The sequence below is a fragment of the Sphingobium herbicidovorans genome, assembly GCF_002080435.1.
Lineage (GTDB): Bacteria > Pseudomonadota > Alphaproteobacteria > Sphingomonadales > Sphingomonadaceae > Sphingobium > Sphingobium herbicidovorans.
The window spans coordinates 1,318,490-1,343,971 of the sequence record NZ_CP020538.1 but is presented as its reverse complement, the minus strand read 5'-3'; the positions used below and the strand labels follow the sequence as shown (position 1 = coordinate 1,343,971).

Below are 25,482 nucleotides of genomic sequence, written 5' to 3'. Positions count from 1 at the left end.
TTTCGTTTGAAAATGACCTTCTCCCCGGTCCGACTGCGCGATGCCCTGGCTCACAGGCGGGTGAAGGCGGTATTCCATCTTCTGACCGGAACCGCGGCGACGCTGGCGCTGACGCTTTTGTCCATCGCCCTTGTCGCGCGGCTTCTCACCCCCGCGCCCTATGGCGTTTTCGCCATGATCCTTGCGCTGGGACAGGCGTGCGAGCGGCTGCTCAGCTTTCAATCATGGCAACCGTTGATACGCAGCGGCGCGACAATCGATCTTGAAAGTGACCAGGCATCCTACTTCAAGCTGCTCAAGTTCGGCTGGCTGCTCGATATAGGCGGTGGCGTTGCGGCCTGGTTTATCGCCAGCGGCCTGGCGATCGCCGGATATTTGCTGTTCGACATTTCTCTTCAGAATATTGGCTACACGCTGTTGTTCGCCACCTCGCTGCTGTTCAATTTCAATGGCGTCTCGACCGCCATATTTCGGCTCGCGGGTCAATATCGGGCGATCGCGACCATTCAGGTGGTGAACGCGCTGGTTCGCCTGCTCTGCGTGGCGGGCGCTTATGTGGCCGGAGCCGGGCTGTTCGAGCTTATTCTCATATGGACGATCACCCAGATTCTGGGATCGTTCGTCAATTTCGCTTTTGCGGTGCGCCTGCTGCCTCGGCCCGGGTTTCGACAACTGCTGAAGGCCCGCGCCCAGGGGATCAGCAGCCGCTTTCCGGGCATCTGGCGTTTCGCGCTCGGGGCGAACTTCTCGCTTACCCTATGGTCGAGCGCGCAGTCGGTGGACACGCTGATCGTTGGATGGCTCGCCGACCCGGCCAGCGCAGGCCTGTTCCATATCGCCAAGCGCATCAGCCGGGTCGTCATGCAGGTCGGAGCGCAAGTGCAGGCGGTGGTCTATCCCGATCTCAGCAGGATCGCGGCGGCGGGCAAGCGCCACGCCTTTGTTCGCGTGCTCGTCCAGACCGAACTGCTGCTCGCGGCCTTCGGCGCTTGCTGCTTCCTTGCCGTGCTGTTTGTGGGTGAGCCGATGGTACGGATCGCCGTTGGCCCGCATTTCGCCGGAGCCGTGCCGTTGCTCATCGTGCAGATACTGGCGGTTACCCTGACCATGAGCGGGTCGGCGAGCCGCGCCGGACTGCTTGCCTTGGGGGACCAGCGGTCGCTTCTGCGGACGGTGATGGCCTGCACGCTGGCATTTTATTGCGCCGTTTTCCCGCTGGTCCTGTGGATTGGGCCAATGGGCGCGAACATCGCCCATCTGCTTTTCGCTGCGATCTGGCTGGTGGGGCTGGGGTTTTACCTGCGCCGGGCGATCAGTGTCGCGCCGTGGAATGAAGCTACTGGCAAGTAGTCGAGATCATCAGAGTTCTTCGAGGGACTCGATGATCCTGTCGGCTGGCACATGCGTTGTCACCGACACATGTATGCGCTCGGGCCGTGCGATCTGGACCGTGTTCCATCCCAGCAGCCGGGGGGCGTTGAAATCCTTTGATGGATTGTCCGCGACATAAGTCAGGTCCCGCCCTGACCGCCCGAACCACTGTTCGACATGCTCGAAGGCGCGAGGGTTGGGTTTCCAGCACTCCCGACCCCATTTGTCGGTGCATATGCCAAGGTGGATGCCCCGCCCGTACAGGCCCAACGCCCTGATCTTGCGCCTTTGCGCATCCAGGAAACCGTCGGTGATGACGGCAAAGCCGGTTGCGTCATCGCGGCTTGCAAGAAATTGCTCCGTGTCTGGAGCCAACCTTATCGTCGGGCGATGCTGGCGATAGGCGGCCAGCATTCTGCCGATTGTCTCGGGATGAGCTTCCAGCCCCATGTCTTTCAGGCTGTGGTCGAAAATCCTGGTGCGGCAGCCCGCGTCGAAACGGCCGCGCATCACCTCGCCAAGGCCATTGATCCCCAGCGCGCCAGCCGCCCATTGGCCCACTGCGTTGAGGCCGCTCAATACATAGTCGCGTTCCAGATAGAGCGTGTCGTCCAGATCGAAGACCAAGATCCGGTTGAAGGAACCCGACCGTGGTGGGCGTGCGTCAGACGAAGACCGCATCGTCGAAACGCAGCATCAGCACGCCCTCCTGCCAATCATCGTTCGCCGTTCGAGGCAGCCCAAGCCGCTCCTCCAGCATCCACCGGGCGAACTGCGCCCCCGCCTGATGAGCCAGCGGATAGCCGCCGCCGAAGCGGGCGTTGATCTCGAAGATGGAAGGTTGCCCGTTTTCGTCCACCCGCACCTGAAAGCACATGGCGCCGCGTGCGCCGTGCAGCGCCTTGCCAAGCCGCCAGGCCATGTCGGACAAGGACGGGTCGCGCACCGTCACGCCTTTTTCGACCTCGCCCGAACGCACCCGCAGCCGCTCGTGCGGGATGGCGCATTGCAGCTGTCCTTCGCCGTCGAAATAGAGGCTGACCGTGAATTCGCGGCCGTGCAGATATTCCTGCAGGATGTAAGGCTCGCTCTTGTCCAGACCCAGCACATCTTCGCGATTCTGCGCCATCATGATGCCGCGGCTGGAACTGCCATGCCGGGGCTTGGCGAGTAGCGGCAGGGAAAGATCGGCCTCGCCGCTCAGAAATTCCTCTGCCGCGATGGTGCGCGGCGAACGGAGGCCTGCCTCCGTCAGGAATAGCGCCGTCGCCAACTTGTCGCGCGCCATCAGGACGAGCGGTTCGTCCGCTACCGCGACATGGCAGTTTATCGCGCTAAACTGGTCCCGCGCCCTGCTGTAGGCCAGAAGTTCGGTATCTATCGTCGGCACGACAAGGCCGATCTGTTCGCGTTTGCAGATGTCGAGCATCGCGGGGATGAACTCTTCGCTCTCCGCTGGCGGGGCTGCGGACGCCTTGTCCGCTTCGATGCAGGCGGGGCTCCATTCGGGGGTCAGGTCGCACGCGAACATGGTCAGGTCCGCGCCCAACAAGCCCGCCGATTGTCGAAAGCTGCGCATCAGGCCGACGCGCCGACCCGCTGAACTGAGCATCATGCGCAGCGACCGGCCTTCCGGCGTTCCTCGCTCGAACTGTGTGCCTGACAATGCGGGGACTTCCCTGTGGCTTGTGGTGGCCATGTCCATTTCAGGACACCTCCCGGATCATGACGAAGGCTTCGGCGGCTCTTTTGCTGACGCAACTGCCCCGGACCTGTGCCAGCGCCCGCAAGGTTTCGGGGGACCGTTCGTTGGGGAAGGGGCGCACCTGGGACGCGAAGCAGCCGAACGCCTCGATCTTGTGGTCGAGATGGTCGCTGATGTCGATGAACAGGTTCGGCTGAAAGGCGGGTGTCAGATAGGGTGCCGCCCAGTTGGTTTCCGACACCGTCTCATAGGCCAGTATCCGGGCAGGATATTGGGCGCCGACGGGCCGCGCCGCCACCATTGCCGCTTCGAAGATCAGCCCGTGATCGAAATGCAGGTCGTGCGCGAAGGGGACGAACAGGGCATCGGGGCGGCACTGGGCAACCAGTTCCGCGATGCCCCGGTTCAGTTCCGCGCGCGGGATGCGGTCAAGCTCGGCGGCGGGAAAGTCCAGGAAATGCGTTCGCGTGACGCCCAGCAGCGCATGCGCCCGCCGGGCTTCGGCCTGCACCTGCTCGACCTGACCGGCATCGAACTGCGGCTCCCTGCCCCGTGTGGCGATGGCGACCTCGACATGGCGGCCCAGCGCGACCAGCCGGGCGATCGTTCCACCGCACCCCAGCACTTCGTCGTCGGGATGGGGAGCGATCACCAGCGCGCGCTGGACAGTGTCGATCATGGTCATGCCGCTTCCGCCTTTGGCCGTCCCAGCACGGCATGGTTGGGCAAGGGCGATTCCCGCGTCGTCTGCCATTGCGACACCAGCAGACCCTGATCGTCCCCGCACTTCACCGTGAAATTCCCTTCGCCTCGTTCGACAATCTGTCCGGCCATGGCTGCGGCATGATGATGGAGGAGCACGGGAACGGCCGTCTTTATCACGATCCGGTCATTGCCAAGGATCGTCCACGCGCCCGGATAGGGATCGCCACAGGCGCGGACGCAACGCCAGACCGCCGCTGCGGGCTGCGTCCAGTCGATCAGCCCGTCCTCCGGCCGTCTGCGCGCCGCATAGGTCGCGTTTCGTTCATCCTGGACAGTAAGTTGCGGCGAGCCGCTTGCGATATCCTCCAGCACCGGCGGCAGCATCTCGTCCAGCTTCGCCATATGCTTGGCGTATAGCGTGGCTGCGGTCTCGTCCGGGGACAGGTGAAAGTAGCGCTGCCCCAGCAGTGGGCCGCTATCGACCCCTTCATCAATCAGGAAGAGCGACGAGGCGGAGATCGGTTCATTCAGCAGGATAGTCCAGGGGATCACGGCCCGTCCGCGAAGGCGTGGCAGTGGCGCGGGGTGATAACCGACCACGCCTTTGCCCGCCGTGGCCCTGAAATCCGCGCCGCAAATCTGCGACCAGCCGATAACGAAGATATAGTCCGGTTCCATTGCGCGGATCGCCTGTAGCGCCGCGTCGGAATTTATGTTGGCGGTGTGCACGATCCGCGTTCCCACGCTTTCACAATCCGCAGACAGATCGACGAAATCCGAATGGCGGCCCGCAAGGTCGGGTGGCAGCGTGAATACTGCCTTCAGATCCCAGCGGGGGGAGGCGGCCAGGCACTTCAAGGCGATCCTGCTACTTTCAACCGCACCTACGAGTATGGCCTTCATGCGCTCCCTTTCAGCCGCAGGTTGAACCGTTCGCCGCGCAGGGCCACTCCGATGGTGCGAGCAAGAATGACAAGGTCGATCCGGAGAGAGCGGTTCTCTATGTACCAGAGGTCCAGCGCGATCTTGTCGTCATCGTCGAGCAGGCTGTTGCCGTTGACCTGTGCCCAGCCGGTCAGCCCCGGCCGCACCGCGCACCGCAATTGCCCCTTTTTTCCAGCGGCGGCGATGGTTTGCGGAAGAAGCGGGCGGGGTCCGATCAGCGACATCTCCCCAATCAGGATGTTCCAGAGCTGCGGCAGTTCATCGAGGCGGGAGCGACGGAGAAAACGGCCGAGCGCCGTCGTCCGCATTCGGTCGGGCAGCAATTGCCCCTCTGCGTCGCGTCCGTCATTCATCGTGCGGAATTTGACAACCTTGAACAGCTTGCCTCCCTTGGTCACCCTGGCCTGCTTGAACAAAACTGGCGGGCCGTCGAACAGCCGTATGGAGCCGGCGATGATCGCCATTACCGGCGCGAGCAGAACAAGCCCGGTGGATGCCAGCATGACATCGGCTATGCGTCTTGCCCCCATCACAATTCTCCGGCGACGAGTTGGGCGTTCATGGCTGGCCTTTCCGCGCGATCGGTGGCGTTGCGGTCCATCTTCATGGTCGAAAGCAGCAGGGCGTTCACCTTTTCGACTGAGTAATCCTGCTCTGCCGTCCGGCGCGCGGCCTGAGCGAGGCTGGCGGGCAGGGTAGGGTCGTTGCAAATGCGGAGCATCGCATCGGCGAGCGCCTTGGCACTGCGCGGTTCGACCACAAAGCCGTTGATGCCCTGATCTATCGGCTCGCGGCAGCCCGGCATGTCGGTCGTGATGACGCCGCGCCCCACGGACATGGCTTCCAATATGGTGCGGGGAAGCCCCTCGCGATACCAGCTGGGCAGCACGAATATGCTCGCCCTCGCCAGATGGGGGCGCACGTCGCGTGTTTCGCCCAGATATTCGATGATCCCGCGATTGTGCCACTGCTCGATTTCCGCGCGGGTAACTGCCGCTGGATTCTCATCAAGCGGCCCCAGCAGCCGGAAGCGCGCCTCCGGGAACTGTGCCTTCACGGTCTTCGCGGCCTCGACATATTCGATGAGACCCTTGTTCCGCAGCAGCCGTGCGATCATCAGGAACACCGGCGGCCCGTCCGGCAGGGGCGCTTGGGCATAATGAGACAGGTCCACGCCGGAACCTGGCACCTGTATGACCGGGCAGTCGGGCGTGATGATGCCGTGGCGCAGCATCTCGCCGCGGTCGTCGCTGTTGAAGACGAATATCGCCTTCGCGTCGCGGATCGCCAGCCGATAGAGAATGGACACCATCACGCGCACGCTGGCCAGCAGGCGGGACCCGCCCTCGCTGTACATGTGGCCAAGGCCGCTCACCATGGCGTAAAAGTCGATGTTGCGGAAAAACCGGCTCGCGATGCCGCCGTAGATGATGGGCTTTTGTGTATAGGCCAGCACGGCCTGCGGGCGTTCCTGCCAGAAACAGCGGACCAGCCATGCCAGCGTCACGATGTCGATGAAAGGGTTCATCCCGGCGCGGGCCATCGGCATCTGCCGATAGGTTGCGCCCATTGACCTCAGCCTTGCCTCGACCTCTGGGTCATGATCGGGGGCGCACAGCACGACCTCATGCCCATTTTCGATCATCGCGGCGATCAGGCGGCCGCGGAAGTTGACCAGCGAATATGCAAGGCTGGCGACGACGATGATTTTCATGCCATTTCAGGCTGAACGGGCAGCGTCCCTGTGGATACCGGTTCGCTGCTGCGGCAGCGGCCGCAAAAGCGGGCGAAGAGATGCGATGGGTTCATCCTGGGCCAATCTGCTCCAGCGTTTGATCGTTCACCCCTGCGAAGCCGGGGATCAGCCCATATTAGGGCGAAGTCTTTGAAATCGGTGGCACCATTTCGCGACCTATACTCATGAACTTGCGGCGCGCGCGCCATCTACTCTTTCGGATAGCGGCGGAGTTTATCGGAGCCTCCCTTGCCCGGATGGGGGATAAGCTAACCCTCCCGGGATTGTACCGATGAACAACTGCCGCCGCGCCGATAGTCATCTAGCTTGGCCAAAATTCCCGGGGATGCGCATCGCCGGGAAGGGGCGAGAATGTCGGATGTCCGAGGCAGCGTTGCGTCGGGAAATGCTCGCAAATGCGCGGCCTTCAGCTGGGGGAGGGCACTGCCTAGTCCACGAATGCAAGGGTATATCGAACGACCATGACTGATCGCCAGCCAGCCTTTATCGTGATCGGCGCCGTCAAGGGCGCAACTACCTGGATCGCCCATCAGCTTCGCAGTCATCCGCAGCTCTGGCTGCCCAAGGCCGAACCCCATTATTTCAGTTCGGAATATGAGCGCGGTCCCCAATGGTATGCGTCGCTGTTCGATCCCGCCCCTGCCGGCCGGATCGTCGGGGAAAAGTCAGCGGACTATCTTGCCCATCCACAGGCCGCGGCGCGAATGGCCGATGCGCTTCCCGACGCTCGCCTGATCGTCCAGCTGCGCGATCCGGTGCAGCGGGCCTATTCGGATTATTGCATGTTGTTCCGGCGCGGATGGGTGAAGGGCGACCCCCGGCAATATCTGGAGCACGCCAATCCCGAGCGATCGCGTTTCCTGTCAGGAGGACTATATGGCGCGCATCTGGGTCGCTTCCTGCTCCACTATCCGCGCGAGCAGATCCATGTGATCCTCTATGATGACCTGTTGCAGTCGCCAGAGCAGGAAATTGCCCGCGTCTGCGCCCATATCGGCGTGCCCGTGCATATCGCGGCGGAAGAGGTCGCCAGCCGTCAGAATGACAGCGCGAGCCCCATGCTGCCGCTGCCGCTCCGCCGCTTCCTGCAACCCATGCGACCGATTCTCGATCCGCTCCGTTCCATTCCCCTTTTTGCGAAGCTTCGCGCATCCATGGCGGCGCCCGTCAGCTACCCGCCTCTGACCCCCGAACTACAGCAGATGCTCCGGGAATTTTATCGCGAGGACATCCTTGTCCTGCAGGACCTGCTGCAGAGGGATCTGAGCCATTGGCTCTCCGGCCCGCCAGTGAGGAAGCCGCCCGCGGCCGTCCAGGCAGAACCATGCCGCACATGATAGCTCGCCAAGTGCGTATTCTTCCTTGCGCCGCACAAATGGGGCTGCCCGACTTCAATGCAGCCTGAGTTGGTGGACCCCTGCTTGCAGCAGGATTAACCCTGAAGCCCACAGCGGGAGGGTGTCGTCGCGTAGTTCAGGCTCGATACGGAAATGAGGTGCGCTGATGCCGTACAAAAAGCTGGTTCGATCCTGGTTCCTGAACCTCTATGTTCATAAACTTCCCCGATTTCGCGGGAAGTGGCGTCTTCTGTCGCCCTTCGCTGCGCTGCTGGACGGCGCTCCGGTCCGGTCGAGCTATGGCGATGTTCGGCTTGGGTTCGATGTCCGAGACCGGACCCATCTGCTTGGCGTTTCGGGCAAATATGGCAAGCGGGTTGCCGGCGAAGTGGAGAGCCTTCAGCCGGGCGACTGCTTCATCGATGTCGGCGCAAACTGCGGCATATTCACCCTCTTCGCGGCGGAGCGGGTAGGCCCGGACGGGCTGGTGGTGGCTTTTGAACCCTGCTTCACCACCTTTGCCAAGCTTGTACGGAATATCGGCCTTAATGCCTTCGCCAACGTCCTGCCCTTCAACATGGCGGTTGCGGCGCTGACCCGGCCTGACCTGCTCGACAGCAGTGCAAAGGGGCATTCCGGACGCTTTTCCATCGTCGCTGAACCGATAGAAGCCGGTGAGCGCATCATGTCGCTTTCGATCGCCGATTTTCCTGGTCTCCTCAAACTTATCGGGGATCGGCCGATCATGGTGAAGATCGATGTCGAGGGATTTGAATATGCGGCTCTACAGGGGTTGGAGCCGATCCTCGCCCTGCCGCAGACGCGTGGCGCCGTCGTGGAGATCGACGATCGCAACCTGATCCGCTACGGCGCCGACGCGAAGGCCGTATTCGGCCTCCTGGAGCGCCATGGGTTTGCGCAGACCAATCGTGGCGAGAATTCGGTCCATTTCGATGCCGTATTCCATCGCAGGAATGCTCCCCTCCGCCCGCCTGCCGCCCCTGCCGCAGCTCGTCGGCCTCGATCCTCCGCCCCGGTTCCGGCATCGCTGATGCGTACGCCGCGATGGACCTATCTGTCCCGGATTGCCGCTGCGATGCTGGTGCTGACGGGCGGGTGGTTCGTCGTCGGCAAGGGGCTCGTCGCCGACAGCCGCCGGGCAGAAGAATCCTTCATTCAGGAAGCCTTGCAGTCGCATCAGGTGGCGGAAATGCGCGCGCAGCTGCGCCGCTCGCCGCCGACTGTTTACAACGCTGGAGAGGTTGGCTCATCCGCACGCATCGCCCTGCCCATCCTGCCCCGAGGTTGGCATATTACGGAGGTGCAGCTTTTCCCCTCCGACAGCGGCCCGAGCATGCAAATGACGATCACCAACGGCATCAGCCGGCCGATCTCGCTGTTCGCGGTCCGTGACGATCATGTGGCCCCGGTGCAGCCTGCGGTGCTCACCCGCGCGGGAAAGACCGTTGCCTACTGGCAGGAGGGGGATCTGGCCTACGCATTGATCAGCAAGAAGGAACTGCCCGCTGAACTCGATCGGCTTGCCGAGGATATTGCGGACAACATATCCTCCTGACCCGGCTGATCGTCTCCTGACGCTCCCTTGCCATCGAAGCGGCGCGGGATGGCTTCAGCCTGTACGCCGCATACTCATCGAACTGGCGTCGCGGGAGAGGGCGGCTCATCCTGGGTCAGCGGACCTTCCAACCCGTCGCCTGTCCGCATCCGCGTCACGATGTTCCATGTGGCGATGAACAGCGCTGCGATCACCGGCCCGATGACGATGCCGTTGAAGCCGAACATGTTGATCCCGCCCAATGTGGTTATGAGCACCACATAATCCGGGATGCGCGTGTCGCGCCCAACCAGGATGGGACGCAGTATATTGTCGATAAGGCCGATGATGAATACGCCGCAGGCGATCAGTATGACGCCTTTGATGAAGGCTCCCGTCGCCAGAAGATAGAGCGCGACCGGCAGCCATACCAGCCCCGTCCCCACCGCCGGAATCAGCGAGAAGCACCCCATCAGCACGCCCCACAGCAGCGACCCCTGTATTCCCAGTCCCCAGAACACCACGCCGCCGATCATGCCCTGGACGATCGCGACGACGACGCTGCCCTTGATCGTGGCGCGGGTCACGAGAACGAACTGTTGCATCAGCGCCCGCCTGTGCGAGGTGCGCAGCGGCGCCGCGCGGTCCAGCCCCGCGGCCAGCGCAGGTCCGTCCCGCAGCAGGAAAAAGGTGAGGTAGAGCGTGACGCCAAGCGCGATGAAGAAGCTGAACGCGCCTTGCCCGATCAGGAAGACCTGCGCCGCGACCGACCGAAAGCTGTTGGCGACGCCCCGGCTTATCGCTTCCCGAACTGTCGCGAAATCGGTGATGCCCAATCGCGCCATCAATGCCGTGGCCCAATCGGGAAGCCGCGACTGGAACTGGTCGAACGTCCGCGCGATGTCGATTTCACCCGACTGGATCTTGCCGTAAATGAGCGTTGCTTCCTGCACCAGCGCCACGCCCAGGATGATCGCGGGCAGGATGACCACGGCCACGATCAGCAGCAGCGTCAATCCGGCGGCGCTGTTGCGCCGTCCCGCCATCTGCCGCACCAGATTCTGGTTCACCGGCCCGAACAATATAGCGGCGATCACGCCCCAGAGGATGGCGGCGAAAAACGGCTCTATCACCAAAGCGAAGGCGATCGAGACCAGCAAGACGAAGCCCAGGAAAACTCCATCTTCGATGCGTAGATTCTCGGGCTTTTCGCTCATCCTCACGCTTTGGCAGAATTGGGATGGCAAATCCACGCCCCCTTATTTTGCCTGGGCATCGAACCGGAAATCAACCGCGACCTTGGGGTCCAGCCCTGCGCTGCTTTCGCCATTGCCGACGCCAAACAAGGTGCGCCCGATACTGGCCGAACCGGACACTTTCCGCTTTTCGCCGCTGCCTGACAGGGTGAAGCGGATCACCTGGGGCTTGCTGACACCCTTCAGGGTCAGGGCGCCTGCCGCGCGATAGCCGTTCGCACCCGTTTTTTCAGCGCCCTTCGCGGTGAAGCGCGCCCTGGGATGCGCCGCGACGCCGAAAAACTCGTCACCGGCAAGCATTCCATCCTGATAGGCATCGCCCACGGTGGCGCTCGCCAGGTCGATCTCGACATCTATGTCCGCGCTTTCGGGGCGGTCGGGATCCATGGTGATCCTGGCGGTCCAACTGGAAAATTTGCCCTGGATGCTGTCGTTGCCGTTGCCGACGGAAAAGGCGATGCTTCCCCCCGGTTGCACCGTCCATGACGGCGGCGGACCGATGGGCGCCACCATCGTCGCATTTTCTGATGGAGCCGGATCAGCCTCACCAGCCGCATTATCCGTATCCGTTGCTGCGACGATATTGACTGGTTCAGCCTCCTCCACCGCGGCGACTTTTTCGGGGGCGGCAACGGCTTGGGGCGCTGAGGCAGGCAGGATCAGCCTTCCCAACAGAAACGCGGCCGCTATCAAGGCAGGCAAAGCAAGCAGCAGCACCGGCGATCGCGCGGGCATCATCCGCCAGATCAGTCCATCACGCAGCAGGGCATGATGCCGCAGCGCGCCCGCGACATGCAGGACAATCAAGGCGATGCCGATCCACGCAAGCAAGGCATGCGCAGCAGAGGCCGGATCGCCTGCACCTGCTGGCAACGGCAGGTGGGGCAGGGGAATGATGCCGAAGATCAGCGTCGGCACCTTCACCTTTGCCGTCGATACAAGCGCCCAGCCGGTCAGGGGCGCGCCCAGCATGAACAGGTACAGGCCCCCATGCACCGCCTTGGCCAGCATGCCCTGCCAGCCGCCTTCGACGGGTGCGGGACGTGGCCGCCCGTATCGCACCGCCACACGGGCGACCGTCAGGACAAGGATCGTGATGCCGATGGATTTGTGCAGTTGAAACAGCGCAAATCCGCGCGCACCCAGATCCTCCAGCGCCCAGCCGACGCTGATCTGGAAGGCGAGCAGCGCTGCGATGATCCAGTGGAGGAAGATGGCGATCTGGCTGTAGCGGCGCATGGATCCTCGGCGGGTGAAGGCAATTCAGCGCACGCTATGAACCAGTCCGCGCAAAGTCCATCGCGCCTGACGGAAACACAGCGTTCCGCGTCGCGTCATGACGGCTGACCTGTGCTAAAAAGGTCGCAGTTAGGCCAATTTTCGCCGAACGATTGCATCCCCGCCCGCACTGGCTAAGAGCTTGAGGATAACGGTTGGAAAGCAGGACTATGGCAAAACCCGAATCCTGGCGCTTGAGCCCCGAAGCCTACAGTTTCATCACCAGCATGGACACGCGCTTCCAGGACATCGACACGATGGGGCACATCAACAATGTGGCCATCTCCGGCATCTTTGAAACCGCGCGTATCCGTTTCCACCATCATCTCGGCCGTCATCCGCAGGAACAGGGCGTGCGCTGGCTGGTGGCTGCCGTATCATTGAACTTCGTCGAGGAATCGCACTTTCCCTATCCGTTCAAAGTGCATTGCGGCATCGGTCATATCGGCCGTACCAGCTGGACGGTCAGTTCGGCGGCCTTTCAGAAGGGCGTCTGTGTCGCGACCTGCGACACCACCGTCGTCACCCATGGCGCCGAAGGGCGCCGGACGATCGACGTCAATCTTCGCGAAGCCATGGAACGCAACTTCCTGCGCCAGCCGGGATGAGATGATAAGGCTGGGCGACGCTCAGCCCGCCGGAGGGTAAGCGTGACGATCCGCCCTCAAGCGAAGCCATCCATTCGCCGGGTCCACTGAAAGGCGATCACCGCCCCCTTGACCGGCTGGATCATCAGCGCCGCGAGTATCACCGCCAGTCCCGGCCACAGGGCGGCCTGCACCCCCAATGGGATCGCCAGCGCGCTGTTCACCTCAATCATCAGCGGCACCAATATGTGGCCGAGCAGCAGGATCACGATATAGGCGGGAAAATCGTCCGCCTGCGACACGTCCCATGGCTGTCCGCACGCATTGCAGGCCGGACTGGGCTTCAGGAACCGGGCGAACATCGCACCGCCGCCACAAGCAGGACACCGGCCGCGCAGCGCCAGCGCAAGGGCGGGGCGCAGCGGCCGTTGCGTGGCGTCGGTGGGTGGCGGATTGCTCATGCGCTGCTCCTATGGCCTGGCGGCTGGAAGCGCAACGGCGCATAAAGCGCAGTTGCCCTTTCGCCTGTCCAAAAGCCTGTTAAGACGGCGCGATGCGACTGCCCGGTCCTTCCGAAGCCTTTGTCCTGTTTGACGACGCGCGAGAGCGTGGAGCCGCACCGGCGCGCCTTTACCGCGACCCGGTCGAGATAATCGCCGCCCACGCCCTTGAGGACGTTCAGCCCGCGCTCGACCGCATCGCCGAGGCGGCGGAGAGGGGGCTGCATGCTGCTGGCTATATCAGCTACGAGGCAGGACTGGTTCTCGAGGATCGACTGCGCCAGCTCGCGTCGGACCATGGGGGCCGGGCGTCCGCGATGCCGCTGCTGTGGTTCGGCCTGTTTGAAGGGCATCGCCCGATCGATCCCGCGCTGATGCCTGGCCTTCTGCCCGATCCTGCCGCCGCAAGCATCGAACCCCCGCAGCCGCTGGTGGACGAGCAGGCATATCGCGCCGCCTTTGACAGGGTGCAGGAATATATCCGCGCAGGCGACATCTATCAGGTGAACCTTACCTTTCCCTGCGCCGTGCGTTTCACCGGCGACATCATGGCCCTTTATGCCGCCATCCGGCCACGCCAGCGCGCAGGGTACGGGGGCGTCATCCGCACGGGCGCGCATGACATATTGTCTTTCTCGCCAGAGTTGTTTTTTACCAATGTGCGCGGGCAACTGACCGCCCGGCCGATGAAGGGCACCGCGCGCCGTTCCGCCGACCCCGCCACCGACGCCGCGCTCGCGCGGGAACTGGAGGCCGACGCCAAGCAGCGTGCCGAAAATCTGATGATCGTCGACCTGCTGCGCAATGACCTGTCCCGCGTGTCGCGCGCTGGCACGGTCACTGTTCCCGACCTCTTCCATGTCGAAACCTACCCCACCGTCCACCAGCTGGTGTCGAGCATACGCGCGCGGTTGCTGCCCGGCCTGGGCCCGGCCGACATCCTGCGCGTCCTGTTTCCCTGCGGATCGATCACCGGCGCGCCCAAGGTGCGGGCGATGGAGATCATCGACATGGTCGAGCCATTTTCCCGCGATGTCTACACCGGGGCGATGGGCTGGATCGATCCGAATGGCGATGCCGCCTTCAATGTTGCCATCCGCACGATTTGGGTTGAAGAAGGCATGACGGAGGGGCGCCTTGGATTGGGTTCGGGCATTGTTGCAGACTCGGATGCGGCATCCGAGTGGGCGGAATGTCTCGCCAAGGGGCGCTTTCTCACCACCGCCGGGTAGTTGGGCTAAGGGGGCTTGAATAGTTTCGATGTCGTTGGCTGACGGACGGTTTGACTTGCTGGAAACAATGGCCTTCGATCCGGTCGATGGCATCAGGCTGCTGGAGCTGCATCTTGAACGGCTCAAGGCGAGCGCCGCTGCGCTGGACTTCATCTTCGACCGTCACGACGTGCGCAACGAACTTCAGGCCGCGACTTTTCGCCTGCGCGAACGCAGCCGCCTGCGCCTGCTCGTTTCCCGCCGGGGATCGATCGCGATCGAAGTGCGCGAACATCGCACCTGGCCACAGGCGATCATGCAGGTCGCGGTCGTGCCGCGCAAAGCTCCCGGCGATGATCCCAGTCTGGCGCACAAGACCACCGATCGCGCGATTTATCGCGACGCCTTGAAGCGTGGCGGCACCTATGAAGTGCTGATGACCGATCGTGAAGGCTTCCTGACCGAAGGCTGTTTCTCGTCGGTATTCGTCGAGCGTGGCGACAAGCTGGTGACGCCGCCCCTGTCGCGCGGGCTTCTCCCCGGCGTCCTGCGCCGCAGTCTCCTGGAAATGGGCGAAGCGGTCGAGGCTGACCTTAGGCCCAGCGATCTTGAAAACGGCTTTTTCATCGGTAACGCCGCGCGGGGCATGGTTGCGGCGACACTGGCCAGATAACGCGTCATCCCAGCGCAGGCTGGAACACCCTGCGGATCGCGCTTCATAGGTCAGATTCCAGCTTGCGCTGGAATGACGGAGAAGGAGCCATCTCAACCCAACTGGCGGTTGCCCCTAAAGCCATAGCGCACTAAAGGAGCGCGCGTCCGCATCGCGGATTCAAAGCGATCCTTCAGAAAGAGTGTCACGATGAGCCAGACTTCCGCTGCCCTCGGCCGCATCCAGCCCTCCGCCACCCTGGCGATGAGCGCGCGCGTGAATGCCCTCAAAGCCGATGGCGTCGATGTTATTGGCCTGTCGGCGGGCGAGCCCGATTTCGACACGCCCGATTTCGTCAAGGAAGCCGGCATTGCGGCCATCCGCAAGAACCTGACCCGCTACACCGATGTCGATGGCACGGCCGAACTCAAGGACGCCGTCGCCTTCAAGTTCAATCGCGACAATGGTCTGACCTACAAGCGCAGCCAGATCAGCGTGAACTCGGGCGGCAAGCACACCTTGTTCAACGCGCTGGTCGCCACCGTCGATGTCGGCGATGAAGTCATCATCCCGGCCCCTTATTGGGTCAGCTATCCCGACATCGTGAACTTCGCGGGTGGCACGCCTGTCTTCGTCGAAGGTCCGGCGAGCCAGGGTTACAAGATCACAGCGGCCCAGCTGGACGCGGCGATCACGCCCAAGACCAAGTGGCTGATCCTGAACTCGCCTTCCAACCCCTCGGGCGCGGCCTATTCGGCGAGCGAGCTGAAGGAACTGGGCGAAGTGCTGCGCCGTCATTCGCATGTGTTGATCATGACCGACGACATGTACGAACATGTCTGGTACGCGCCCACCCCCTTCGCGACCATCGCGCAGGTGTGCCCGGACCTGTATGATCGCACGCTGACCGTGAACGGCTGTTCCAAGGCCTTTTCGATGACCGGCTGGCGCATCGGTTTCGCCGGTGGTCCCGAATGGATCATCAAGGCGATGGGCAAGTTGCAGTCGCAATCGACCTCCAACCCCTGCTCGATCAGCCAGGCGGCGGCGGTTGCCGCCCTGACCGGCGATCAGGATTTCCTGGAAGACCGCAACGCCGCCTTCAAGAAGCGCCGCGACATGGTCGTTTCGATGCTGAACGACGCGCCGGGTCTCGATTGCCCGACGCCCGAAGGCGCCTTCTACGTCTATCCCGACGCCAGCGGCGTGATGGGCAAGACGACGCCCAAGGGGCAGCTGATCGACAGCGATGAAAAGCTGATCGGCTATTTCCTTGACGAAGCCCGCGTCGCCGCCGTCCATGGCGCGGCCTTCGGCCTCTCGCCGGCCTTCCGCATCAGCTATGCGACGTCGGAAGAAGTGCTGGCGAAGGCGTGCAAGCGCATTCAGGAAGCCTGCGCCGCGCTGAAATAAGCGCTGAAATCCTCGCCGTCGAAAAACGGGGAGAGCTGGGCATAGGAGCGGGCGACGCCTGCCCGTTCCGTTATCCTGCCAGAATCGGAAACGGATATTTTCCCGCACGCCGTCTTGTAGATGGGCCGTGGCGGATTATATTCCGTTTCGATTCAAAACCTGATTTGACCTGTTAACGCCGGGCTAAGCTACACGCTGCTAATTGTCCCGCCTGGCTAAGATGAAAAGGAACAAGGCCATGGTGGCATTCCTGAAATCCGATCTATTCCTGCGCTTTCTGGGCGGATTTGTCGTGGGTGCGATCGGCGTCTTTGCCCTCCAGCCCAGCGCTCCCCCGGCCCTTACCACTCCCGCCATGGCTGCGTCGTCCAGCGTGACTGCCTCTTCGGTTGCGGAAAATGCGCCGCTCTGACGGCATAGCCTTGGCCATATTGGCGGCTCTGGCCGTCGCTGCCCCGGCGCGCGCCGAGCGTCCGGTGCTTGCTCCTGTCCCCGCAGTTGATGCGCCCGCTAGCGGCAAAAGCGAAACCGCTATTTTCGCGGGCGGCTGCTTCTGGGGTGTCGAAGGTGTTTTTTCTCATGTGAAAGGTGTGCGGCAGGTTGTGTCCGGCTTTGACGGCGGACCTTCGGGGCGCAAGGTCGATTATGGGCGGGTCAGCCGCGGCGATACGGGCTTTGCGGAAGCGGTGCGCGTGACCTACGATCCCAGACAGGTCAGCTATGCGACGCTGCTTCGCGTCTTCTTTTCCGTTGTCGCGGATCCGACGACGCTCAATTACCAAGGGCCGGACCGTGGCACCCATTATCGCAGTGCGCTTTTCCCGTTGAACAGAGGGCAGGACAAGGCGGCGAGGGCTTATCTGGCGCAACTTGGCAAGGCGGGCCTGTGGCGCGATCCGATCGTGACGCGTATTGAACGATCGGGCGGCTTTCAGCTGGCCGACAGCTATCATCAGGATTTCATGAAGCGCAACCCGCGTCACCCCTATATCCAGCGTTGGGATGCGCCCAAGCTCGCGGCGTTCAAGGCGATGTTTCCAGCGCTCTACAGCGCCAGGCCAGCGGCTTGATCCTGCTGATTGTTGCGCCTGTCGCGGACGGCGGATTGTTCAGGCATTACTGAATTGCGGGTGATCCGCCGTTTACCGCCAGGGTCGCGCCGGTAATCCACGCAGCTTCGTCAGAGGCGAGAAATACCGCAGCCGCGGCGACATCCTCCGGCGTGCCAAGTCGGCCTGTCGGGATACCCTTGACGACTTCGCTGGCGAATTCTTCTCCTATGGTGTTCATGTTGCCGAGCGATATGTTGTTGGCGGTAACGCCGTGTTGCGCTGCTTCCACTGCCACATAGCGCATCAATTGCGCCGCGCCGGCCTTTGCCGCGCCATAAACGGAAACGCCGATGGGCAGGGCGATCCGTGCGGCCTCGGAAGAGATGGTGATGATGCGGCCATTGCCCCGGTCGCACATGCCCTGCAACACTGCACGGGTGCAATGCATGACGCCTGTCAGGTTGACCGCAAGGAAGGGCGCCCAGTCGTCCGGGCTCATTTCCGCGAAGGTCTTCTGCACAAAGCGCTTACCCCCCGCATTGCCTGCATTATTTACCAATATGTCAATCGGCCCGGCAGCCCCGCAGGCGGTTGCTATGCCATCCTGCACAGCCTGCTCGTTGGTCACATCGAACGGTGCGGCGGTTGCCGCAAGACCTTGTTCCACGAGTGCGGCAACCACCTCTTCGGCGCGTGCGCTCTCAAGGTCGTTCACTATGACATGAGCGCCCTGGCGGGCAAATGTGCGCGCCACACCGGCGCCCATTCCAAAGCCCGCGCCCGTCACCAGCGCCGTTTTTCCTTCGAGGCTGAACATAGGTCATCTCTCCGATAGTATGTTCGCTGGCGCATCAAGGGGCAGCAGAGGAAAAGCCATCTGGAAACGAATCGGGCGGAGCCTGTCGCCAGACCCCGCCCGCTTGATCGATCCCAAACGCTGACAACCTTATTTCGGCGCCAGCACCATCAGCATCTGCCGGCCTTCCATGCGCGGATAGGCTTCGACCTTGGCGATCTCGCCGACATTTTCAGCCACGCGCTGGAGCAGTTGCATGCCCAGCTGCTGATGCGAAAGCTCGCGGCCGCGGAAGCGCAGGGTGATCTTCACCTTGTCGCCATCGCCGATGAAATCATGGACCTTCTTCATCTTCGTATCATAGTCATGATCGTCGATGTTCGGACGCATCTTGATCTCTTTGAGTTCCTGCGTCTTTTGGGTCTTGCGGGCGATGTTCGCCTTTTTCTGGGCTTCGTACTTGAACTTGCCGATGTCCAGGAACTTGCAAACCGGCGGATCGGCCGTCGGCGACACTTCGACCAGGTCCAGCCCGATCTCGTAAGCGCGCTCCATGGCTTCCTGCGTAAACATCACGCCCAGATTTTCGCCTTCGTCGTCGATCACGCGCACCTTGGGCACGGTGATGAACTCATTATAACGGGGACCGGACTTAGGCGGCGGCGCCATCGGGCGGCGCATCATTGGGGGACGTATAGCGGCTTCTCCTATGGTAATTACGAAAACGGCTCTGGCGGCCTTTAGCGCAAAGCCGAAAGGGGCGGCAAGTCCGCATCTGCGGAATTACCGGCCCCATGTGGCATCACTGCCTCATGACATATCGGGCGCGCGCGCCTCTTTTGCAAGTCGCTCGATAACCTCATCGACCGAAAGGACGCTTTGCCCTTCCTTGCCCAATGCGCGCAGCGCGACCGTGCCCTCGTCAGCCTCACGGCGTCCAACGACCAGCAAATTGGGCACTTTCGCAAGGCTATGCTCTCGCACCTTATAGTTGATCTTCTCGTTGCGCAGATCGGTTTCCGCCCGGATTCCCGCTGCCCGCAACCTGTCGGCAACCGCCTGCGCATAGTCGTCCGCGTCGGACACGATGGTCGCCACCACCGCCTGAACCGGGGCGAGCCACAGCGGGAACTTGCCCGCATAATGTTCGATCAGGATGCCGATGAAGCGTTCGTAGGAGCCGAAAATCGCCCGGTGAAGCATCACGGGCCGGTGGCGTTCGCCGTCTTCGGCCACATAGGATGCGTCGAGTCGTTCCGGCAGAACGCGGTCGGACTGGATCGTGCCCACCTGCCATGTCCGCCCGATCGCGTCGGTCAGATGCCACTCGAGCTTGGGCGCGTAGAAGGCGCCTTCGCCCGGCAGTTCCTCCCAACCATATTCCGGCGTATTCAGCCCTGCCGCCGCCACCGCGTTGCGCAGTTCTTCCTCGGCCTTGTCCCACATCTCTTCCGTGCCGAACCGTTTGTCGGGGCGCAGGGCCAGCTTGATCGAATAGGTGAAGCCGAAATCCTTGTAGATCCGGTCGGCCAACGCACAGAAAGCGCGCACTTCCTCGACAATCTGGTCTTCCCGGCAGAAGATATGCGCGTCGTCCTGCGTGAACTGGCGCACCCGCATCAGGCCGTGCAGCGCGCCATGCGGCTCGTTGCGATGGCAGCATCCATTTTCGTAGAAGCGCAGCGGCAGGTCGCGATAGCTCTTGATCCCCTGGCGGAAGATCAGGACATGCGCCGGGCAGTTCATGGGCTTTAGCGCCATCCAGTCGGCGTCGTCCGACACCAGCGGGCCTTCATCGGCGACGTTCGGCACTTCGTCGGGGATGACGAACATATTTTCGCGATATTTGCCCCAATGGCCGGACTGCTCCCACTGGCGCGCGTCCATCACCTGCGGGGTTTTGACTTCGCGATAGCCCGCCGCGTCGATTGCGCGGCGCATATAGGCTTCGAGTTCGCGCCAGATGAGATAGCCCTTGGGATGCCAGAAGACCGACCCATGCGCTTCCTGCTGAAGGTGGAACAGGTCCATCTCCGCACCCAGCTTGCGGTGGTCGCGCTTACCCGCTTCCTCCAGCTTGTGGAGATGCGCCTCCAACTGCTTCTTGTTCAACCAGCCAGTGCCGTAAACACGGCTGAGCATCGCATTCTTCTGATCGCCTCGCCAATAGGCACCCGATACGCGGGTCAGCTTGAACGCGGCGGGGTCGAGCCTTCCGGTTGAAGCGAGGTGCGGACCCCGGCACATGTCGAGCCACTCATCACCCGACCAATAGACCGTCAGCTCCTCGCCCTCGGGAAGCTCGGCCGCCCATTCGGCCTTGAATGTCTCGCCCTCAGCCTTCCAGCGGGCAATCAGCTCCTCGCGCTTCCACACCTCACGGCGCAGCGGCTTGTTTGCCGCGATGATCTCGCGCATCTTCGCCTCGATCCCGGGCAGGTCCTCCTCGGTAAAGGGCCGGTCCTTCGGCGCGAAGTCATAATAGAAACCATCATCGGTCGATGGTCCAAAGGTGATCTGCGTCCCCGGAAACAGCGCCTGCACCGCTTCGGCCAGCACATGGGCAAAATCATGCCGCGCCAGTTCCAGCGCGTCCGCCTCGTCCCGTGACGTCACCAGCGCCAGGTGCGAATCCTGCTCCAGCGGGCGCGTGATGTCGCGCAGTTCGCCATCGACCCGCGCGGCGATGGCCGCCTTGGCCAGACCCGGCCCGATCGCTGCCGCAATATCCGCCGGGGTAGTGCCGGGCGCGACTTCACGCACGGAACCATCGGGCAGGGTGATCTTGAGCATGACGGACAAGGGTGGGATCTTTCTGTGAGTTTGGAATGAGGGCGGCGCAAAAAGCCGCGCTTTCCCCATAAATGGGCCGTCCGGCCTGTCAATAGAAGGGCTGCCGCCAAGCCGGGCGGCGAACGTCATGCAAAGCCGCCTCTCCCTTCGTCTTGTCAGGCGAAGATCAGTCGAGCCTCGTCGCCGGTTTCCTGGAGGAAGGCGATAGGGCCGCTCGCCGTAACGCCCTGCGGAAGATCCCGCTCGGCAAGCCCGTGCAGCGCCATTCCGCTCTGGCAGGCGAGGATGGCCACGCCCAGCGCCCGCGCTTCCGTGATAAGCTGACCGAGTGTCGGCAAACCCGCCGAGCGATGCGCCGCGTCCCGTGGAGCCTCGACGGCAGGAGCGAGCAAAGCCACGCCGTCCAGTTGCAGAAAAAGGCTCGCCGCCCCGCCCAGCGCTGCCTGTGCGCTCGCCAGCACCAGCGCGCCGCGCAACCGCTCTGCATCGGCCGTCGCGACGATGATCCTCAGTTCGCGCATAGCTCAGCGGCGCAGGCCTTGCAGCCTGGGTCCTTGGCGACGCTCACCGTCCGAAAGCGCATGGAAAGCAGGTCGGCGAGCAGCAGCTTGCCCGCCATGTCGGCGCCAAATGGAACGAGCGCGCGGATGACTTCCAGCGCGGCCAGGCTGCCCATCACCCCGGTCAGAGCGCCGATCACGCCCGTCTCCGCGCAGTTGCGCTCCGGCGCGTCCTGCGGGTCGCCCACCAGGCAGCGATAGCATGGCCGGTCGCTTTCCCACCCGCGATAGGTGGCCAGTTGTCCTTCGAAGGATCCCACCGCCGCCGACACCAGAGGGATGCGCAGCCTTTGCGCGCAATCGGCCACCGCCAGCCGCGTCGGGAAACTGTCGCACCCGTCCAGCACGACATCGGCATCACGCAGCATCAGCGCAGCATTGTCTGAATCGATACGTGCGTTGATCGGGATCAGCTTAACGTCGGGATTGAGCCGCGCCACGGCGGTCATGGCGCGTTCGGCTTTGGCTGCGCCGATGTCGCCCGTGCCGAACATGATTTGCCGCTGCAAATTGGTCAGGGCGACATGGTCGTCATCGATAACGCGGATCGTGCCCACGCCCGCAGCCGCGAGGTAGAGGATTGCCGGGCTGCCGATCCCGCCCGCGCCGATTACCGCGACGTCCGCTGACAGCAGCCGCGCCTGACCGGCGCCGCCTATCTCCTTGAGGACGATGTGCCGCGCATAGCGTTCAAGCTGGTCGTCGGAGAGTGTCAGCGGCGCTGGGTTCATGAGGACGTCACTCCGGTCGAACCGAAACCTCCTGAACCCCGGGCCGTCTCGTTCAGTTCCTCGACCTCGGCAAAGCGCGCCGCCTGCACGGGAGCCGCCACCAGTTGCGCAATCCGGTCGCCCCGCGCGATGACGAAAGGTTCGTGCCCCAGATTGATGAGGATGACCTTCAATTCCCCCCGGTAATCCGCATCGATAGTGCCGGGCGTGTTGGGCAGGCTGATCCCATGCTTGAGCGCTAGGCCCGATCGCGGCCGCACCTGCACCTCATAGCCGTCTGGAATGGCCATGGCGAAACCGGTCGCCACCGCGTGACGCCCGCCCGGCACGATAATCACGTCTTCGGCTGAAACCACATCCATCCCCGCAGCATGCGCGGTCGCATAGGCGGGCACGGGCAGCCCCTCGCCATGGGGAAGGCGTTTCAGGCGGATTTCAATCGGATGCAGGGGAGAGGGCATGAGCGACCTTTTCGATGATGCGGTGGGCGACGCCGGCCTTGGGCAGATGCTCCCAGCTTTCGACGCCATTCGCCGTGACGATATGCACGCTGTTATTGTCGCCGCCCATTACGTCACCCGATACGTCGTTGGCGATGATCCAGTCAGCGCCCTTGCGCGCCAGCTTTGCCTGCGCATGTTCGGCGACCTTTTCGGTCTCGGCGGCAAAACCGATCAGCAGGGCAGGGCGCTGGCCATGTTTTCCAAGCGTCGCCAGAATGTCGGGATTTTCCACCAGCGGCAAAGGCGCAGGCTTGCCGGACCCATCCTTTTTCAGCTTTTGCCCTGAAGCATCGGCGGTTCGCCAGTCTGCTACGGCTGCGACCATGATGGCGGCGTCGGCAGGCAGCGCGGCCTCGACCGCCGCCAGCATCTCCCGCGCAGTCTCCACGTCCACACGGTCGACTGCCGCCGGGGTCGGCAGCTGTACCGGCCCGGCGACCAGAGTCACGCGCGCGCCCGCACGCGCCGCCGCCGCCGCAATGGCGAAGCCCTGCTTGCCGGACGACCGGTTGGCGATGTAGCGGACCGGATCGATCGGCTCATGCGTGGGACCGGCGGTGACAAGGATGTGACGGCCCTTCAGGGGCAGTTCCGCTGTCTCGAAATCGGGCTGTCCGGCCAGCGGGTCCTGCGCGCCTGGACGCGCCAGCATCCGCTCCACTTCCGCCGCGATTGCCTCGGGTTCGGGCACGCGGCCCTTGCCATATTCGCCGCAAGCCATCTCGCCGCTGTCCGGCTCCATGACATGAATGCCGTCCGTGCGCAGGCGCTCCAGGTTTCGCTGCGTCGCCCGATGATGCCACATGCGCACGTTCATGGCTGGCACGGCCAGCACCGGCTTGTCGGTCGCCAGCAGCAGCGTCGTCGCCAGATCATCGGCGATGCCGTTCGCCATCTTCGCCAGGATGTTGGCCGTAGCAGGCGCGACTACTACAAGGTCCGCCTGGCGGCTCAGCTGGATATGCCCGATCTCCCGCTCTTCCTTGAGGTCGAACATGTCGCCGTAGACATGATCTTCGGTCAGCACGCCAAGGGACAAAGGCGTCACGAAATTGGCCGCGCTCTCCGTCAGCACGGCGCGCACGGCGATGCCGCGCTTCCTGAGCAGCCGCACAAGTTCAAGCGACTTGTAGGCAGCAATGCCGCCGGAGACGATCAGGAGGATGCGGCGCTCAGTCATAGCTGTAGATGTAGCAGGGCCGTAACGATCGCTCCAGCCACCGCAGCGAACCCTGCAACAGCGGCGTAGCGCCAGCCACCGCCAACGCGGATCAGCTTCACCTCGGTCAACGGGGGCGGCGGCGGTGCGCCGCCCTTCTCTGGGAACGCTTCTTCAATGCGCCGGATCAGCCCCGGCAATCGCTGGAGCGTGCGCCAGTTTTCGATCAGCGTGTCAGCCGCCTTGGCCTCCGGGCCAAGCTCCGAGCGCAGCCATTCCTTCACATAGGGGCCGCTCGTTTCCCACAGGTTGATATCGGGGTCGAGCGCGGTTGCGACCCCCTCCACCATGACCATCGTCTTTTGCAGAAGCAGCAAATGCGGCTGGGTCTGCATGTCGAAATCGCGGGTGATCGCGAACAGACCGTCCAGCATGCCGCCGACCGACAGTTCGCGCACCGGCTTGCCGCGCATCGGTTCGCCCACGGCGCGTAGGGCGGTTGCGAACTCTTCGACATTATGATGGCCGGGCACATATTGCGCTTCGAAATGGATTTCGGCCACGCGCCTGTAGTTGCCGGTGATCAGGCCGTAGAGAATTTCCGCCAGCCACATGCGCGCGCGCCGGTCGATCCGTCCCATGATGCCGAAATCGATCGCGACGATATCGCCATTGGCGGTGACGAACAGATTTCCCTGATGCATGTCCGCGTGGAAAAAGCCTTCGGAGATCGCCTGGCGCAGGAAGGCGTTGACCAGCCGGGCGGCGATATCCTTGACGTCATGACCTGCGGCGATGAGCGCGTCGCGATCGGAAATCTTGGTCCCGTCGATCCACTCCATCGTCATGACCTTGCCGGTCGTGCGATCCCAATCGATTTCCGGCACGCGGTAGCCCGGCAGAGCCTCCATCGCTTCCGCCAGTTCAGAGGCGGATGCGGCTTCGCGCCGCAGATCCAGCTCGCGCGCGGTCCAGCGCTTCATGTTGGCGATGACCAGCCGTGGCCGCAATCGCGCGGCCTCACTCCCCAGCATCTCGATATGGGCGGCGGCCCATTCATAGGTCTGGATGTCGCGGTTGAACTGTTCGGTCACGCCGGGGCGAATGACTTTAACCGCGACATCGCGGCCTTCCCTGGTCATGGCGCGATGCACCTGCGCGATGGAGGCGGCGCCGACGGGGATTTCATCGAAACGGCTGTACATGCTTTCCAGCGGTCGTCCGAAACTCTGCTCGATCTGCGCCCGCACCGTCGCGAAGGGGACCGGGGGCAGGGCATCTTGCAAACGCAGCAGATCGTTTGCCGCCTGTTCCCCCACCAGATCCGGCCGCGTCGCCAGCGTTTGCCCCAGCTTGATCGCGGCCGGCCCGATCGCCTGAAACGCATCGGCATAGCGCGGCTGTCTGGGCACGCGCGCGCCCACCCGCGCCACCCGCACCAGCCGCCGGACCGGCGTCGGCGTCAACGGGTCGCGCTCAATACCCGTCAGCGCGCCATGCCGCGCCAGCGTCCGGCCCCATTTCAGCAGCCGCCAGATATGCGTCAGATGGGAAGCCATCCTATTTCGGCCCCTCCTGTGCGGGAGAGTGATCGGGATCGGCACCGGCGCCTGTGCG

At 63.1% G+C, this 25,482-nt stretch carries 26 protein-coding genes; 9 read left to right on the top strand and 17 right to left on the bottom strand.

The genetic code is table 11. From position 1 onward, the window contains the following. Positions 1-12: 12 nt before the first annotated feature. On the top strand, positions 13-1,350 hold the full coding sequence (locus B6S01_RS06555; RefSeq protein ID WP_231567978.1) for a lipopolysaccharide biosynthesis protein: 1,338 nt from the start codon (positions 13-15) through the stop codon (positions 1,348-1,350). A 9-nt stretch (positions 1,351-1,359) separates the two neighbouring features. On the opposite strand, the gene B6S01_RS06550 is transcribed toward B6S01_RS06555, so the two are convergent. Genes B6S01_RS06550 through B6S01_RS06525 form a run of 6 tightly spaced genes read right to left on the bottom strand, consistent with a single transcriptional unit; the run spans position 1,360 to position 6,440 of the window. Next, a complete protein-coding gene (locus tag B6S01_RS06550) occupies positions 1,360-1,998 on the bottom strand; it encodes an HAD family hydrolase (protein ID WP_231567979.1) in 639 nt (212 codons plus the stop codon). Between the two features lie 37 nt (positions 1,999-2,035). Next, entirely contained in the window at positions 2,036-3,070 is a 1,035-nt protein-coding gene (locus tag B6S01_RS06545; protein WP_231567980.1) for an ATP-grasp domain-containing protein, read from the bottom strand. Between the two features lie 7 nt (positions 3,071-3,077). After that, entirely contained in the window at positions 3,078-3,761 is a 684-nt protein-coding gene (locus B6S01_RS06540; protein ID WP_037464585.1) for a PIG-L deacetylase family protein, read from the bottom strand. Beyond that, positions 3,758-4,684 carry a methionyl-tRNA formyltransferase gene (locus B6S01_RS06535; RefSeq protein ID WP_037464588.1) on the bottom strand — a complete coding sequence of 309 codons (927 nt, stop codon included), beginning with the start codon at positions 4,682-4,684 and terminating at the stop codon, positions 3,758-3,760. Before B6S01_RS06535 ends, B6S01_RS06540 begins: the two co-directional genes overlap by 4 nt. Then, on the bottom strand, positions 4,681-5,256 hold the full coding sequence (locus tag B6S01_RS06530; protein ID WP_037464591.1) for a sugar transferase: 576 nt from the start codon (positions 5,254-5,256) through the stop codon (positions 4,681-4,683). The genes B6S01_RS06535 and B6S01_RS06530 overlap by 4 nt, the downstream gene beginning before the upstream one ends. Beyond that, entirely contained in the window at positions 5,256-6,440 is a 1,185-nt protein-coding gene (locus B6S01_RS06525) for a glycosyltransferase family 4 protein (protein WP_037464594.1), read from the bottom strand. The genes B6S01_RS06530 and B6S01_RS06525 overlap by 1 nt, the downstream gene beginning before the upstream one ends. 503 nt (positions 6,441-6,943) lie before the next feature. On the opposite strand from B6S01_RS06525, the gene B6S01_RS06520 reads away from it, so the two are divergent. Together B6S01_RS06520 and B6S01_RS06515 are read left to right on the top strand one after the other, a co-directional pair. Continuing rightward, positions 6,944-7,819, top strand: a complete 876-nt coding sequence (locus B6S01_RS06520) for a sulfotransferase family protein (protein WP_037464596.1) — start codon at positions 6,944-6,946, stop codon at positions 7,817-7,819. A 166-nt stretch (positions 7,820-7,985) separates the two neighbouring features. Beyond that, positions 7,986-9,395 (top strand): FkbM family methyltransferase, encoded by a 1,410-nt coding sequence (locus B6S01_RS06515; protein WP_037464599.1) that lies wholly within the window; start codon positions 7,986-7,988, stop codon positions 9,393-9,395. Between the two features lie 74 nt (positions 9,396-9,469). Here the strand turns inward: B6S01_RS06515 and B6S01_RS06510 are convergent, their stop codons facing one another. Then, a complete protein-coding gene (locus B6S01_RS06510; protein ID WP_037464603.1) occupies positions 9,470-10,591 on the bottom strand; it encodes an AI-2E family transporter in 1,122 nt (373 codons plus the stop codon). 42 nt (positions 10,592-10,633) lie between these two features. Continuing rightward, positions 10,634-11,869, bottom strand: a complete 1,236-nt coding sequence (locus B6S01_RS06505) for a YceI family protein (RefSeq protein WP_037464605.1) — start codon at positions 11,867-11,869, stop codon at positions 10,634-10,636. Between the two features lie 209 nt (positions 11,870-12,078). Between B6S01_RS06505 and B6S01_RS06500 the strand changes: the two genes are divergently transcribed. After that, positions 12,079-12,516, top strand: a complete 438-nt coding sequence (locus B6S01_RS06500; protein WP_037464608.1) for an acyl-CoA thioesterase — start codon at positions 12,079-12,081, stop codon at positions 12,514-12,516. 56 nt (positions 12,517-12,572) lie between these two features. On the opposite strand, the gene B6S01_RS06495 is transcribed toward B6S01_RS06500, so the two are convergent. Beyond that, positions 12,573-12,956, bottom strand: a complete 384-nt coding sequence (locus B6S01_RS06495; RefSeq protein WP_037464611.1) for a DUF983 domain-containing protein — start codon at positions 12,954-12,956, stop codon at positions 12,573-12,575. Positions 12,957-13,048: 92 nt separating this feature from the next. Here B6S01_RS06495 and pabB point away from each other — a divergent pair, with 92 nt between their 5' ends. From pabB to msrA, 5 genes are all read left to right on the top strand, one after another. Then, the gene (gene pabB / locus B6S01_RS06490) at positions 13,049-14,227 is read left to right on the top strand and encodes an aminodeoxychorismate synthase component I (RefSeq protein ID WP_037464614.1); all 1,179 of its coding nucleotides are present in this window, start codon (positions 13,049-13,051) and stop codon (positions 14,225-14,227) included. A 28-nt stretch (positions 14,228-14,255) separates the two neighbouring features. Beyond that, positions 14,256-14,879, top strand: a complete 624-nt coding sequence (locus B6S01_RS06485) for an aminotransferase class IV (RefSeq protein WP_037464616.1) — start codon at positions 14,256-14,258, stop codon at positions 14,877-14,879. A 189-nt stretch (positions 14,880-15,068) separates the two neighbouring features. Then, a complete protein-coding gene (locus B6S01_RS06480; protein WP_037464618.1) occupies positions 15,069-16,271 on the top strand; it encodes a pyridoxal phosphate-dependent aminotransferase in 1,203 nt (400 codons plus the stop codon). 238 nt (positions 16,272-16,509) lie between these two features. After that, positions 16,510-16,683, top strand: coding sequence for a hypothetical protein (locus B6S01_RS21285; protein ID WP_169802838.1), 174 nt, complete (start codon positions 16,510-16,512; stop codon positions 16,681-16,683). After that, the gene (gene msrA / locus B6S01_RS06475) at positions 16,670-17,341 is read left to right on the top strand and encodes a peptide-methionine (S)-S-oxide reductase MsrA (protein WP_037464621.1); all 672 of its coding nucleotides are present in this window, start codon (positions 16,670-16,672) and stop codon (positions 17,339-17,341) included. The genes B6S01_RS21285 and msrA overlap by 14 nt, the downstream gene beginning before the upstream one ends. A gap of 46 nt (positions 17,342-17,387) precedes the next feature. Here the strand turns inward: msrA and B6S01_RS06470 are convergent, their stop codons facing one another. From B6S01_RS06470 to ubiB, 8 genes are all read right to left on the bottom strand, one after another. Continuing rightward, positions 17,388-18,140: an SDR family NAD(P)-dependent oxidoreductase gene (locus B6S01_RS06470; RefSeq protein WP_037464622.1), complete on the bottom strand. Its 753-nt coding sequence runs from the start codon at positions 18,138-18,140 to the stop codon at positions 17,388-17,390. A 129-nt stretch (positions 18,141-18,269) separates the two neighbouring features. Next, positions 18,270-18,803: a translation initiation factor IF-3 gene (infC, locus tag B6S01_RS06465; protein ID WP_037464624.1), complete on the bottom strand. Its 534-nt coding sequence runs from the start codon at positions 18,801-18,803 to the stop codon at positions 18,270-18,272. Positions 18,804-18,929: 126 nt separating this feature from the next. After that, entirely contained in the window at positions 18,930-20,912 is a 1,983-nt protein-coding gene (gene thrS / locus B6S01_RS06460) for a threonine--tRNA ligase (RefSeq protein ID WP_037464626.1), read from the bottom strand. Between the two features lie 155 nt (positions 20,913-21,067). Beyond that, positions 21,068-21,433, bottom strand: a complete 366-nt coding sequence (locus B6S01_RS06455; protein ID WP_037464627.1) for a DsrE family protein — start codon at positions 21,431-21,433, stop codon at positions 21,068-21,070. Continuing rightward, the gene (locus tag B6S01_RS06450; RefSeq protein WP_231567981.1) at positions 21,421-22,203 is read right to left on the bottom strand and encodes a HesA/MoeB/ThiF family protein; all 783 of its coding nucleotides are present in this window, start codon (positions 22,201-22,203) and stop codon (positions 21,421-21,423) included. Before B6S01_RS06450 ends, B6S01_RS06455 begins: the two co-directional genes overlap by 13 nt. Next, positions 22,200-22,664: a dUTP diphosphatase gene (gene dut / locus B6S01_RS06445; protein ID WP_037464628.1), complete on the bottom strand. Its 465-nt coding sequence runs from the start codon at positions 22,662-22,664 to the stop codon at positions 22,200-22,202. Before dut ends, B6S01_RS06450 begins: the two co-directional genes overlap by 4 nt. Further along, complete coding sequence (coaBC, locus tag B6S01_RS06440) at positions 22,639-23,886, bottom strand: bifunctional phosphopantothenoylcysteine decarboxylase/phosphopantothenate--cysteine ligase CoaBC (RefSeq protein ID WP_037464629.1); 1,248 nt, start codon at positions 23,884-23,886, stop codon at positions 22,639-22,641. The genes dut and coaBC overlap by 26 nt, the downstream gene beginning before the upstream one ends. Further along, positions 23,883-25,424, bottom strand: coding sequence for a 2-polyprenylphenol 6-hydroxylase (ubiB, locus tag B6S01_RS06435; protein WP_037464630.1), 1,542 nt, complete (start codon positions 25,422-25,424; stop codon positions 23,883-23,885). Before ubiB ends, coaBC begins: the two co-directional genes overlap by 4 nt. Positions 25,425-25,482 lie beyond the last annotated feature (58 nt).